Genomic DNA, 12,904 nt, shown 5'->3' with positions numbered 1-12,904 from the left:
TAAACAGTGTGATTCGGACAGCGGTGAATAAGCGTAAAGTATTCCCCTCTGATCAGGCAGCATTCAAGGTAGTATATCTGGCAACCCAGCAGGCCTCTAAAAAGTGGTCGATGCCCATTCGTAACTGGACGTCTGCTTTGAATCGCTTTATGATTATGTTTGATGACCGTATTAGTAAGCATTTAATCTAAATGGCAGTTACACAGAATTCGGGATGGGCTCCCATATTTCTCAAAACAACTCCCCAGCCTCAACCGTTTCCTCAAAATCAAAGCCTAATTGCTCACTTTTGCGTTTTTTCATCTGTTCAATTCGCGTCTTACGTCCAGAGACTAACCGCAGTACCTCACGACGCTGCTCTGTGGTCATATCATGCCATAGCTGACGCTCAGGACGACTGCGCAAGCAGCCAAAGCAATAGCCTTTTTTATTGCTTTGGCAAACACCAATACATGGATTGGCAATTTCGAACAGTTCAAACTGTTGATTCATGGCTGCTCCATCGCTGTATTATCCCTTTCATCCAAGTCTGCTCGCTATTAAACACCATTATGTCGCAAATACTGAATAATAGTGTGCCATTTTAGTGTTACTGTTTTGATTGCTGCAGTGCTATGCTTGGTTTTTTTTGATAAAAAGCAATCATAACAAAATTAATAAGTGAGACGATACGTGAACATTATTTATATTCATGGGTTGGACAGCGATGCTAACTCTACTAAAGGCAGATTATTAGAAAATTATTGTCGTCAGCATCATTCTGATATTAAGGTATTGCGCCCTGATTTGAATCAAAAGCCCGAGCAGGTTTTTGAGCACATACTGTCGTTAATCGATCGTTTGAATTATGAAGATATTAAAGGGGAGCAGAGTAACACTTCAAGGACGGTACTGGTAGGCAGTTCATTAGGTGGTTATTTTTCTAGCATTGTTAGTAATCGTACAGGCTGCCCAGTGCTACTCCTGAACCCTAGTACGCAGCCACATATTACCTTGCAACGATTTACTAAGGATGCGGGGCTACATAACGGTAGCACTGATAAGTCTGCGGCCAGTCAGATTATCCACTCAACAGCTGGCGGTTGGGATATCACCAATGCAGATTTGACTTGGTTTGCTGAGCACCCATTATCAGCGATTCATTATCCTGGTAAAGTTGCCGTTTTGATTAAGGAAGGCGATGAGTTGTTGGATGCTGAGCTGTCTAAAGGTTTTTATCAGTCTCAGAATGCAAAGGTGGTAGTACAAGCTGGTGGTGACCATCGATTTAGTGATTTTGAAGATCAGTTACCGATGGTTATCAAGATGTTGGAGCAGTTGTTATAAATACAAAATAAAATGCACAGCAAGAAACCTAAATAGACGACATTATCTGACGTAAGCGACTGAGTAATGACCTTAACGTCGCTGTTTTTCGTTATAATGGTTTGATAGAGTTAATCGAACATGAATCGTTAAGGATGCATTTGTGAGTCAATATAATGCGCAATCGTTAGAAGTTTTAGAAGGGCTTGAGCCAGTGCGTCGTCGCCCTGGTATGTATACCGATACCACACGCCCTAACCATTTGGCCCAGGAAGTCATCGACAACTCAGTCGATGAAGCGTTGGCTGGATATGCGAAGACGATCAAAGTCCAGCTACATGGTGATGGCTCGCTATCAGTTGAAGATGATGGTCGTGGTATGCCTACCGATATTCATCCTGAGTTTGGTCAGTCAGGAATTGAGCTGATCTTGACTCGGCTGCATGCTGGTGGCAAGTTTTCGACCTCTAATTATGAAGTCTCAGGCGGTTTGCATGGTGTCGGTATCTCTGTCGTCAATGCACTATCAACCCGTGTTGAGGTGACTGTGTGGCGTGATAGCACACAGTTTGCGATGGCGTTTGAAAATGGTGCGCCAGTGACGTCATTGACCGAAGCGGTCAGTTCAAACAAGCGTAAACGTGGCACCAAAGTGCATTTTTGGGCAGATGGTAGTTTCTTTGATACACCCAAGTTCAATGTGAAGCAGCTCAAACACAACTTAAAGGCGAAAGCTGTTTTGGCAGCAGGGCTGACGATTCATTTTATTGATGATATCAATGATGAAAAAATCGTATGGCAATTCACTGATGGTGTTGTTGAGTACCTAAGCGAGCAGCTGGATGGTCTTGAAACTTTACCTGAAGCACCATTTTATTATCATCATGATGCTCAGAAGGGTGAGCGTGCTGGTATTACCTTCGCGCTATCTTGGTTGCCAGATGGCGGCACACCCATCCAAGAGAGTTATGTGAACCTAATCCCAACAGCGCAAGGTGGCACCCATGTCAACGGGTTGCGTACTGGTATTTTAGAGGCGCTACGTGAGTTTTGTGATATCCATAATTTACTGCCACGTAACGTCAAACTGACCGCAGAAGATGTGTGGGATGGGGTTAATTATATCTTATCGCTGAAGTTTTCTGAGCCGCAGTTCTCAGGACAAACAAAAGAGCGTCTATCTAGCCGTGAGGCCGCTGGTGCAGTACAAACGCTAGCCAAGGATGCGTTTAGCTTGTGGCTAAATCAGCACGCTGAGATGGGTACTCAAATTGCAGAGTTGGCCATCAATAAGGCTGGTCGTCGTTTGAAGTCTGCAAAAAAAGTCGCACGTAAAAAAATCACGCAAGGTCCTGCTTTACCTGGAAAACTGGCTGATTGTCGTGGGGATTTACGTGATGGTGCTGAGTTGTTTTTAGTAGAGGGCGACTCTGCAGGTGGTAGCGCCAAGCAAGCAAGAGATCGTCATTATCAGGCGATACTGCCGCTGCGCGGTAAGATTCTAAATACTTGGGAAGTGTCGTCAGATACGGTGCTTTCGAGCCAAGAGATTCATGACATTGCCATTGCTATCGGTGTTGATCCTGCTTCAGATGATTTGTCTGAGTTGCGTTATGACAAGATATGTATTTTGGCCGATGCTGACTCTGATGGTCTGCATATCGCCACGCTAATCTGCGCCTTGTTTGTCAAACATTTCCCAGCATTGGTAGAAGCGGGGCATTTATTTGTAGCGATGCCGCCGTTGTACCGTATCGATGTGGGAAAAGAAGTGCATTATGCGCTAGATGAAGCCGAGTTTGAGCATATCTTGGCCAAGGTGCCAGGGAATAAGAAAGCGCAAATCACTCGCTTCAAAGGCTTGGGTGAGATGAGTGCTGAGCAGCTGCGTGAAACGACTATGAACAGTGATACACGGCGATTGGTACAGTTAGACATGGACGACATGATGCTGACCAATAGTGTGATGGATATGTTACTGGCTAAAAAGCGGGCGGCTGATCGTAAGTCGTGGCTGGAAAACAAAGGTAATTTAGCGGACATACCATAATTGGTGATTTCAAACGCGTTGAGCTTCGTTATAGGCATGAATGTGAGTTGTTTTCTGAAAAAACCAAACGTGAAAATGTGGTAAGTTCATAAATGAGTAAGTTATAACGCGATAAAAGTTCATAAAATTAAATCTAGTAGCAAGAGCTTAATGTTATGATACAAATATCTTCTGTTATCTGGTCTCGTCATGACATTCAAGCTGATTAACCGTACAAAGCCAACTGATACTAAGCCTGCACGCTCTCAAGTATTACCAAAACTTAAGAGAAAACAGCTGGGTGATTTGGTGCCAAAACGAGGTGCTAAGGTGGCACCAGTGATTGCCTCGGCGCTATTGAAGGCTTCAGGCTGGCGCACTGTTGGCGAAGTGCCGAATATCCCACAGGCGGTGGTCTTAGCTTTGCCACACACTTCGAATATAGATGGCGTCTTTGCGATACCGAGTTTGTTTGCGCTAGATTTAAAAATCAGCATCATGGGTAAACACACGTTGTTTAAAATACCTGTGTTCGCTCAATTATTACACTGGATCGGCATTGTCCCGATTGACCGTGGTAAAAAAGGCTCGGTGTTGCAAGCGAGTATTGATAAATTTAAAACAGGCAAGCCGCTATTTTTGGGCTTGGCGCCAGAAGGTACACGTCAATATACCGAAACGTGGAAATCTGGATTTTATTACTTAGCAGTGGGTGCCGGTGTGCCTATTTTGCCAGTAGCCATGGATTACAATACCAAAGAAATACGATTCCTGTCACCAGTATATCCTAGTGGCGATATCGAGGCAGATTTACCAAAAATATATGCCCAATACAAAGGTGTTATACCAAAACATCCGGAGCGCTTGTCACAGCCTCTGCAGGATATCAACAATTCGCCTGATTGAAGGGGTTGCCTTCTCAATCTCCCGTATTTTATGACTGAAAAGCCCCTGATATTAAGATATCTGGGGCCTTGTTTTTTTAGGGCGCTTATCGAATTGAGTCAACAGTCATTTAACTGGGCGAAACATCGTCAAACAGCTTCGCGCTAATGTTCCGATATTAATTATACTATTTCTTATATAAAAGCCAGCTCCACTGGTTTTAGCACCACTTAGAACTGTGGCTGACCGTTGGAGGCGCTGACGCCACCATCGACAGGCAGATTGACCCCAGTAATCATAGCAGCGTCATCACTTGCTAAAAAAGTAATCGCTGCAGCAATATCTTCTGGTGTTGCCAAACGGCCGAGTGGGCAGCGGGCTAAAAACTTATCTGTTTTATTATCATTATCTTGAATGGCGCTACTCATGGCGGTCTTGGTGACGCTTGGGTTGACTGCATTGACGCGAACGCCGTCAGGTCCGTGATCTAAGGCGAGTGTACGTGTTAAGTTAGTGACGCCTGCTTTAGCGGCATTGTACGCGGCCATATTCCAGTCACCGCCCATACCAGAAAGTGATGAGACGTTGATAATGCTACCTTTGGTGGCGATTAGATGTGGCATTACTGCTTGAGACACATAAAAAGTGCCGTTTAAGTTTACATCAATGGCTGACGTCCAGTCCTCCGCCGAAAGGTCAGTGATTTTCCCTTGCATCGCCTTGCCAGCGTTATTCACCAAAATATCGATATTTTCAAATTTTTCTATTGCTTGTTCAATCATCGCCTGCACTTGGCTTTTGACGCTAATATCACAAGTAATCGCTAGGGAGTTATCGGTATGAATCCAAGTACGGTCCTGGGGAAATTCCTTCGCAGTTTCTTCCAGCGTCTCGGCTGTGCGTCCTACCAATACTACGCGCGCACCCTCTTCAGCAAAGCGGATGGCGGTAGCACGACCGATACCTGAGCCTGCACCTGTAACGATTACGGGTTTTTCTTTAAAGCGTTTCATGGCGTTCAATCCTTATTATTATAAGTCAGTCATTAAAAAGGTTATATTGGGTATATCTGATAAATAAGGTTGCGTATGGATTATAGGGTGATCAGCTATAAACGTACGCATAAGTGATGTTGCTTTGATATCATAATAACAATTCATTGCTTTGAAAGCGACTGTGTCCATGAGTGCTTATGTAGTTTAATTTATCACTGCTAAGCAATGGTAATAATGAACATTGTTGGAATGGCATAGAACATTGCTCTCTCAAAACAGTAGTTATGAAAAAGATGGTCAAGATGTTTTAGTTTTAGATATTCAATTCTGTGACGACAAACAAGCCATCAGTAAAACTGAAGGAAATAATCAACCGAATGGCAGAATAAAGCGCTTAACTCACAGTTTTGGTGCCAGCTATTTTATGGAAGATTTAATTGTAGATATGAGTGACTGTCTACAAAAGCTTCAAGTTTTTAGTTGGCATGACTGGCAAACGATATTAACAGCGTTGCAGACGCCATGTGACCTGTGGCGATTTTTGCTCTATCATTTAGAACAGCTGCAGCAATCGGAACACGACAACGTGCCTGCTTTTGAGTCAGAAACAGCATTGGTCAGTCAATTTTTGCAAAGTCCGTCATGGTTTGAAACGGCGATCAAGGTTGATAATGAACTCATCAAACTGGGTATTCAGAGTAAGCCAAGTGCGGCTCTGGTAGCGATGACGCTCGCTCATAAAAACCAAAGTAGAACGGCCCAGATGTACCAGCAGCACATGGAACAAGCAGCCACTCTCTGGTCGCAGCTGAGTAATCAAATGATAGAGATGCATAGCGAAAAGCTGTCTAGAGATGACGAGGAAGACTCAAAAGACGAGTCAGACGAAGTGCCGCTAGATACCCGCCTCTCGTATTGGCAGTAGCAACGCGCCTACCGATAGTTGAGCTTCATTATGTCATCGTATTAGGTATTGAGTTCATTAGCGACAATGAGGCCACCTTCATTGATCTCGATCTATGGATTCAGCCAGTTCATACGATGACCCAGCGTGAAAGACAGCTGACCAAGAAAATACAGCAGCTCAAACAGCAAAACGCTAGACAGCAGGTTGAGCAGGAAAAAAAAGAACAAGCAGTCTCGAAGAAAGAGACAGCAAGCCAAATAACTGATGCTGGTCATCAGTCGCAGGCATGGCCGAAAGTCTCTCGCAATCTATCCATACCTACGCGTAAAAATAAAGCATAAAGTCGGCACTGTCTTTACGGTCTGATAGCTGACGGCTTAACAGCGCTCATTGTTGCCTGTAGCAGTTTTATGCGTGATCAGAGTTGACTCCCAATCAAATGAATCACGACCTACGTCCAACTCACTATACTTATCTATACTCAACAAAAAAGACAGCCTAGGCTGTCTTTTTTTTCTAAAAATTAAATCTGCTTATGTGCTTATTTGTTGATGTCGTTATTTAGACCATCGTCAGACAATAGGCCTTTGTCAGTAGCGACTGGATCAGTTACTGTATCCTGAACTGGTGCGCTTGGCTGATGTGTAGGTTTTGTTTTAGCTTCAACGTCCATCTTATCTTGCATTTTGCGTAGGAGACGTGCTGCTGCTTCTTGACCACCAAGACCAAACGATAGTGCAAATGCAACTGCAACAGAACCCAATGTTAGACCAAATGCCAGATTAACAATAGAATCCGCGATACCCATCGCTTTTAGACCCATGGCAAGTACTAGGCCCATGATGAGTACACGTACGATGTTTGCTAAGAACTGTGAGCCTTGCTCAGAACGCTCAACAACACCTGCAATGATGCTGGCTAACCAGAAGCCGATGAATAGGATGATCGCGCCCAAGATGATGTTGGCACCGAAAGAGATAAACATCGTGATGATAGCTGAGATAGGCTCAAAACCTAGTAGATCAGCGGCAGCGATAGAAGCAAACAACATGGCAAAGAAGATGATTGCATAACCAACGAGATCAGAGATCTTTTTGTCACCCAAAGTGTCTTGCAGACCAACTTTCGAAGGCAGTTGGTTGATTTCAGTGCTTTCGATCAAGCCTTTAATAACATTTGCAATCATGCGTACGACATAGAACGTCACCACTAAGATTGCCGCTGCCATAAAGACGTTTGGCAATGCTTCCATGATTTTGTTCAACATGTTCGTCGCAGGACGGGCGATCACGTCGATTTTTAGGGCATTAAGTGCAGCGATAGTTGTTGGAATGATCACAACTAAGAATGCTACTGAACCAGCGATGTTAGGTAGACTGTTTTGTTCGCTTAAGCCTGCTTTTGACGCAAGACCTTGTACATTAAATGTAGAAACAAGGTTGGTAACGATGCCACGAATGACTTTGGCCAAGATGAAGCCAACGAAGAATACAACACCAGCCATCAAGATGTTTGGAACAAAGCCAAAAATCTTATCGACCATGTTAGTCAGTGGGGCAAACAGACCGTCAAGCTCTAACTGCCCAAGTACCATAGTCAAAACAATCAATAGAATGAACCAGTAAACCATATCAGAAATTGTGTTGCTCATCGGCTTCACACCGGCTTGAGCACTCAAACGCTCATCCATAGACGTCTTGGATAGTGCTGCACTGATAGCTGTACGTGCGACAGTGGCTACAACCCAACCAATCACACCAACTGCAATCGCGCCGATCAGATTAGGAATAAACGCTAATACTTGATTGACCATATTTGCAAACGGTGTAGAAATTGAGTTTAAATTCAATTGATTTAGCGCCCCAGAAATCGCGATGATAAAGATAAACCAAAACACAATCTTAGAGAGAATACCCTCCAAATCGTAGGTTTTACCAGTTGAAGAGTTCATGCGTTGGTTCAGGTTAACTTTTGATAGCACACTGCGTATTAGAGCGGCAACACCGAGTGCTACCAACCAGCCAATAACGAATATTAAAATAGCACCAATAATGGAGCCGATAGGCCCACTAAGGTACCCGTTGAAACTTGCGAATGTTGAATCCATCTTATCCTCCTTTAATCACCCTATACGAGCAGCACAATACAAAACAATGTTGCCAGTATGAACTAGCCAAACAAATATAGGATGGTGTTGTAAACTGTATTTTTAATTTAAGCTACGTTGAGATACTATCATTGATGACCATTAGTGTTTAGAGAAAAACACGCGTCTGTTGAACATTCACGGTATTACCATAAACGTTCGAGTGCTCATGATATTCACCAGTGTCCCAGTTAGGTTGTTTATTTATATATCACTTTAACGAATATAGCTTAGCTGATGTCGTGGATGATTTAAAGACAGAATACTTAACGTGTTACTATATTTCTGTGATAAGTTGTTATTATGATGGGAAATATTAACACAGACTATACACTAGCCCAATAATTTTATTTGAAAGATGGTTAGCAAAATTAAGATTTGCTATGATACGAGCATGTGACGTATCTCACCATTATTCATACAATTTAAAGAGTACTCTATGAAAAAAATGACCACTTTGAGCGTTAGTGCACTCGCTGGCGCAATGTTGTTAATTACAGGCTGTAGCACAAACAACGGTAATCAAGAAAATGCAAACCCCAGCGTTTCAATCACTGAGCAGAGTCCTGCCAATGAAAAAGTAGGCTATAGTTTGGGTTATATGATGGCTGAAGGTAATAAAGAGGCGGTCGTTGATTTAGATCTTGATACTTTTGAGCAGGGCTTTCGTGACGGTTACGAAGGTAGTGAATCTGCGTTGACGGAAGAGCAAATGCAGCAAGTATTGATGGACTATCAAGAAGAGCAAGAAGAGAGAATGCTTGAAGAAATGGAAAGCGCTGCTGCTGAGAACCAGGAGGCAGGTGCTGCATTCTTAGAAGAAAATGCGACGAAAGAAGGCGTGCAAGAGACAGCTTCTGGATTACAGTATAAAGTAATAGAAGAAGGTTCTGGTGCTTCACCGTCAGAAAGCGATACGGTCGAAGTGCATTATGAAGGCAAACTGATCGACGGTACTGTATTTGATAGCTCATATGAGCGTGGCGAGCCGATTGAGTTCCCACTGAACCAAGTCATCCCTGGCTGGACTGAAGGACTACAGCTGATGAGCGAAGGTAGCAAGTACGAGCTTTATATCCCATCAGATATTGCTTATGGTGAAGCTGGCAACGCAGGTATTGAGCCTAACAGCACCCTAATCTTTACTGTCGAACTGTTGTCAGTAAAATAATATTTTACTGATGTTCAAATAGTACGAAAAACAGCCCTTATCACTATGACAAGGGCTGTTTTTTATGTATCGAAGAATATGTCTTGAAAATACATCCTTCAATGGAAAATACTCAAGGGTATAAAGTAGGGCGTTTCTGCTTCTGTAGCACCTTTTATAGCAACTTTTGAAAGACTTTAGAGTTGCGATCGTTATTGTATTTTTCACGGCGTGCAGCTGGTAATGTATCGGCATCTACCTCAGAAAAACCATGCTCTACAAACCAATGCGCGGTTCGGGTTGTCAATACAAATAGCTTATGCAAGCCGTGGCTACGTGCTTGTTGTTCTACAAATGCTAGTAAGTCATTACCGCGGCTACCATTGCGGTATTCAGAATGTACTGCGACACAAGCGACTTCTGCTGAGTCATCATCTAATGGATGCAAGGCGGCACAGCCTAAAATCATCCCATCACGTTCAATCACACTATAGCTTTCAATTTCCTGCTCGAGATGTTCGCGTGAGCGTGCTACCAAGATACCTTGTTCTTCAAGAGGTGTTAATAGCTCCAGTAACCCAACGACGTCGTCAATATTGGCATGACGAATCTCTTCGTAAGGGTCGTGGCTGATTAGAGTGCCAGAACCATCACGGGTAAATAGCTCCTCAAGTAGCGCACCGTTTTTGGCGTAGGATATGATATGAGTGCGATGAACGCCCTGACGACAGGCATTGCCTGCACAGTTTAGGAAGTAGTTGATCTCGCAGTTTAAATCACGATCTCGTAAAAAACGATCAACTTCATTTGGAATCATCTCACGTAGCAAGCGACCATTGTCATTGATACCAGTTTCTTCACCTAAAAGTATCAGCTTATCAGCACCAAGAGCGACGGCTGCATTAAGAGCAACATCTTCTGCCAGTAAATTAAATACCTCTCCTGTCGCTGAGTAACCCATTGAGCCTAAGATGACGATGTGCTCGTGTAATAGGTTGTTTTTAATAGCATCTACATCGATAGATCGCACTTCTCCGGTCATCTGATAATCGACACCATCACGGACGCCATAGGGACGTGCGGTGACAAAATTACCTGAAATCGCATCGATGCGAGATCCATACATAGGCGAATTGGTTAATCCCATCGACAGTTGCGCTTCAATCTGTAAGCGAATGGCGCCGACTGATTGTAGTATCGTAGGCATCGCTACTCGCGGTGTCACGCGGATATCTTGATGTAATGGAGAAGTGATATCAGCAGCTTCTAAGTTCTTTTCGATTTGCGGTCGCGCGCCATGAACGAGTACTAATTTGATACCCAAGCTATGTAGCAAGGCAAAGTCATGAATAAGGGTGCTAAAGTTTTCGTGGTTGACCGCCTCACCACCAAACATAATCACGAACGTTTTGCCGCGATGGGTATTTATGTAGGGAGCAGAGTTACGGAACCAGTGAACGTATTCAGGGTTGATTTGGGGCATAGCGCTAGTAGTCATAATGGGAACAATAGTCGTCAGAAGAAGAAAAGGGTGTGGCAAAAAAGCCTGTCACTAAAGAATCACCATAGCAAAAAACACCGTTATGAGCTATCTTTATTTCAGTAGTATGAGTCAATCGTGGTGGCTGATGGATATACACAACCTCAACACTGGGTTAATATAGCTCTAAAGGCTTTTTGTTATGCTAGATATTGTTGTGTTATCGCCAGTGAACAAAGATTGAAAATAATAATGACAAACAGTTAGGTTTTATAGCTGCGTTTTACCGATATATTAACTAGGGAAAATGAAAATCATGAAAAAAAGTAACCAATTTGCCAGTCCATTTAGCGCTTGGAGCGGACATCGCTTGTTTCACGTTGTTGCCGGTACGCTTATCGGTGCGATGGTGGTGACTCAAGCCTCAGCTATGCTGCCGACCCCAGAGCAGGCAGTGGGTAACTCAGCCGCCGTGCAAGCAAACGCCACTGGCAATTCAAGCGCTCAAGCAGTCAATAGTAAAATCACAGCGTCTTTAGTGAATGTTGATGCTGCTGGTCAAGAAACGTTAGTTCCAGTCAATGCCAACACCCGCTTGCAGCCAGGTAATGTTGTGGAGTATCAAGGGCATTTTACCAACACCAATGCTGATCGAGTGCGTAAAATGACGGTTACAATGAGCATTCCTGATGAGGTGGATTTGCTGGAGACAGTAGCACCTGATTTTCCATACGGCAGTGTCGATGGGCAAAACTTCACACGTATGCCACTACGTACAAGAGTCGATGGTCAGCTGCAAGAAATCGGTCTTGAGCACTATAAAGCGGTGCGATGGGATCTAGAAGGTGTGGGTTTAAACGACACAGTTGCCGTGAAATACCGAGCAAAGGTTAAATAGTGGCATATCAGACATGATCTACACATGTGTACTTAATGCTCACTATATTAAATACGTATTAAGCAATAAGTAAGCACTGTAATTGATGATTGCGGTGCTTTTTTATATCGGTAACGCTGCTATATAAAATAACAGCAAATCATAACGACCTATCATAGAGAGTTTTAAACTTAGGTGGTGCAAGTATTGCTATGGTGTGGCATGTTTACTATGAGATCTGTCTTCAATCAGCTGTTTTATGGCGTTAATCTGTGGGGTGATCGCATGTGCGCCAGCGGCGATCAATACCCGACGCTGACTGGTATCGATTGAGCTGATATGACTGACATTTGGGGTGATAACGATATCAGCACGATCGCGCTCAAGGCGCATTGATGAGTAACGGTTGGAGTTTGGCTGGGCGGCAATCGTATTTTCTAGAAAAGCCCAAAATCTGCTTAATGAATTGAGAGACGGTGGTGGATTGATCGCAGTAGCGTTACTATCAAGATTGGCAGGATTGGCAGCCATTACGTCGACGGCGATGATGATATCGGCGCCCAAGTCACGTGCGCTATCGACAGGTACCAAGCTGACCACGCCACCATCGATATATTTTTTACCGACTTTTTCAGGGATGCGCGGGGCGATAAAAATATTGGGCACACTAGAGGATGCCTGTACAGCAAGCCCTGAATTGCCAGTGGTAAAGACGGCTTTTTGTAATGTGTTTTTTTCTGCTGCCACTGCTGCAAACTGAATCGGGAAGTCTTCTATGTTACGCTCACCGACCTTCGTATTGATAAAGCTTTTGAGTTTAAGACCCTCGATAAAACCTTGATTGGATAAGACAAAATCTGTCAATTCGCTGTCGCTAGTCGTCAGCGCCAGTTGTTCGAGTTGTGCTGGCGTGTAACCACTGGCGTATAGACTGCCAACCAAGCTACCAATGCTGGTGCCAACGACCAAGTTTGGTATGATGTCGTTTTCTTCTAATACTTTAATGACGCCTATATGAGAAAAGCCTTTAGCACCACCACCGCCTAATACCAGTGCAATAGTCGGTGAATCTGATTGTAGTGGCATAATAAAACTGGACAGCGCATAAGAGGCTATACTACCCTAAAGAA

12 protein-coding genes and 1 pseudogene are annotated in these 12,904 nt (G+C 43.7%); 8 read left to right on the top strand and 5 right to left on the bottom strand.

Features of this window, described 5'->3' with window-relative positions; all coding sequences use genetic code 11:
- Nucleotides 1-191: pseudogene (locus L0J61_RS04290) on the top strand (IS256 family transposase); the annotation flags it as partial.
- A gap of 40 nt (nt 192-231) precedes the next feature.
- Here the strand turns inward: L0J61_RS04290 and L0J61_RS04285 are convergent.
- The gene (locus L0J61_RS04285) at nt 232-492 is read right to left on the bottom strand and encodes a DUF1289 domain-containing protein (protein ID WP_301465084.1); all 261 of its coding nucleotides are present in this window, start codon (nt 490-492) and stop codon (nt 232-234) included.
- Between the two features lie 180 nt (nt 493-672).
- Here L0J61_RS04285 and L0J61_RS04280 point away from each other — a divergent pair, with 180 nt between their 5' ends.
- The 3 genes from L0J61_RS04280 (at nt 673) to L0J61_RS04270 (ending at nt 4,240) form a co-directional block, all read left to right on the top strand.
- Complete coding sequence (locus L0J61_RS04280) at nt 673-1,326, top strand: YqiA/YcfP family alpha/beta fold hydrolase (RefSeq protein WP_301465083.1); 654 nt, start codon at nt 673-675, stop codon at nt 1,324-1,326.
- A gap of 142 nt (nt 1,327-1,468) precedes the next feature.
- Nucleotides 1,469-3,355: a DNA topoisomerase IV subunit B gene (gene parE / locus L0J61_RS04275; RefSeq protein WP_301465082.1), complete on the top strand. Its 1,887-nt coding sequence runs from the start codon at nt 1,469-1,471 to the stop codon at nt 3,353-3,355.
- Between the two features lie 189 nt (nt 3,356-3,544).
- Complete coding sequence (locus tag L0J61_RS04270) at nt 3,545-4,240, top strand: lysophospholipid acyltransferase family protein (RefSeq protein WP_301465081.1); 696 nt, start codon at nt 3,545-3,547, stop codon at nt 4,238-4,240.
- Between the two features lie 209 nt (nt 4,241-4,449).
- Here the strand turns inward: L0J61_RS04270 and L0J61_RS04265 are convergent, their stop codons facing one another.
- Nucleotides 4,450-5,232: an SDR family NAD(P)-dependent oxidoreductase gene (locus L0J61_RS04265; RefSeq protein WP_301465080.1), complete on the bottom strand. Its 783-nt coding sequence runs from the start codon at nt 5,230-5,232 to the stop codon at nt 4,450-4,452.
- A gap of 226 nt (nt 5,233-5,458) precedes the next feature.
- On the opposite strand from L0J61_RS04265, the gene L0J61_RS04260 reads away from it, so the two are divergent.
- Complete coding sequence (locus L0J61_RS04260; protein ID WP_301465079.1) at nt 5,459-6,139, top strand: hypothetical protein; 681 nt, start codon at nt 5,459-5,461, stop codon at nt 6,137-6,139.
- A complete protein-coding gene (locus L0J61_RS04255; protein WP_301465078.1) occupies nt 6,130-6,462 on the top strand; it encodes a hypothetical protein in 333 nt (110 codons plus the stop codon). The genes L0J61_RS04260 and L0J61_RS04255 overlap by 10 nt, the downstream gene beginning before the upstream one ends.
- A gap of 200 nt (nt 6,463-6,662) precedes the next feature.
- Here the strand turns inward: L0J61_RS04255 and L0J61_RS04250 are convergent, their stop codons facing one another.
- Nucleotides 6,663-8,228: a mechanosensitive ion channel gene (locus L0J61_RS04250; RefSeq protein ID WP_301465077.1), complete on the bottom strand. Its 1,566-nt coding sequence runs from the start codon at nt 8,226-8,228 to the stop codon at nt 6,663-6,665.
- A gap of 478 nt (nt 8,229-8,706) precedes the next feature.
- On the opposite strand from L0J61_RS04250, the gene L0J61_RS04245 reads away from it, so the two are divergent.
- The gene (locus tag L0J61_RS04245; protein WP_301465076.1) at nt 8,707-9,438 is read left to right on the top strand and encodes an FKBP-type peptidyl-prolyl cis-trans isomerase; all 732 of its coding nucleotides are present in this window, start codon (nt 8,707-8,709) and stop codon (nt 9,436-9,438) included.
- 154 nt (nt 9,439-9,592) lie between these two features.
- Here L0J61_RS04245 and argA read toward each other — a convergent pair whose 3' ends face one another.
- Nucleotides 9,593-10,915, bottom strand: coding sequence for an amino-acid N-acetyltransferase (gene argA, locus L0J61_RS04240; RefSeq protein WP_301465075.1), 1,323 nt, complete (start codon nt 10,913-10,915; stop codon nt 9,593-9,595).
- Between the two features lie 298 nt (nt 10,916-11,213).
- Between argA and L0J61_RS04235 the strand changes: the two genes are divergently transcribed.
- Nucleotides 11,214-11,795 carry a hypothetical protein gene (locus L0J61_RS04235; RefSeq protein ID WP_301465074.1) on the top strand — a complete coding sequence of 194 codons (582 nt, stop codon included), beginning with the start codon at nt 11,214-11,216 and terminating at the stop codon, nt 11,793-11,795.
- A 189-nt stretch (nt 11,796-11,984) separates the two neighbouring features.
- Here the strand turns inward: L0J61_RS04235 and L0J61_RS04230 are convergent, their stop codons facing one another.
- Nucleotides 11,985-12,860 (bottom strand): patatin-like phospholipase family protein, encoded by an 876-nt coding sequence (locus L0J61_RS04230; protein WP_301465073.1) that lies wholly within the window; start codon nt 12,858-12,860, stop codon nt 11,985-11,987.
- Nucleotides 12,861-12,904 lie beyond the last annotated feature (44 nt).

The organism is Psychrobacter sp. (genome assembly GCF_030457785.1).
Taxonomy (GTDB): domain Bacteria; phylum Pseudomonadota; class Gammaproteobacteria; order Pseudomonadales; family Moraxellaceae; genus Psychrobacter.
Note: the sequence above shows the minus strand (reverse complement) of the source record. Positions and strands in the feature narration are given on the sequence as shown.

What these genes read in the sequence shown, in the direction of transcription:
- L0J61_RS04285 (WP_301465084.1), bottom strand. Translation starts at nt 492, where the DNA reads ATGAATCAACAGTTTGAACTGTTCGAAATTGCCAATCCATGTATTGGT.
- L0J61_RS04270 (WP_301465081.1), top strand. Translation starts at nt 3,545, where the DNA reads ATGACATTCAAGCTGATTAACCGTACAAAGCCAACTGATACTAAGCCT.
- L0J61_RS04265 (WP_301465080.1), bottom strand. Translation starts at nt 5,232, where the DNA reads ATGAAACGCTTTAAAGAAAAACCCGTAATCGTTACAGGTGCAGGCTCA.
- L0J61_RS04250 (WP_301465077.1), bottom strand. Translation starts at nt 8,228, where the DNA reads ATGGATTCAACATTCGCAAGTTTCAACGGGTACCTTAGTGGGCCTATC.
- L0J61_RS04245 (WP_301465076.1), top strand. Translation starts at nt 8,707, where the DNA reads ATGAAAAAAATGACCACTTTGAGCGTTAGTGCACTCGCTGGCGCAATG.
- argA (WP_301465075.1), bottom strand. Translation starts at nt 10,915, where the DNA reads ATGACTACTAGCGCTATGCCCCAAATCAACCCTGAATACGTTCACTGG.
- L0J61_RS04235 (WP_301465074.1), top strand. Translation starts at nt 11,214, where the DNA reads ATGAAAAAAAGTAACCAATTTGCCAGTCCATTTAGCGCTTGGAGCGGA.
- L0J61_RS04230 (WP_301465073.1), bottom strand. Translation starts at nt 12,860, where the DNA reads ATGCCACTACAATCAGATTCACCGACTATTGCACTGGTATTAGGCGGT.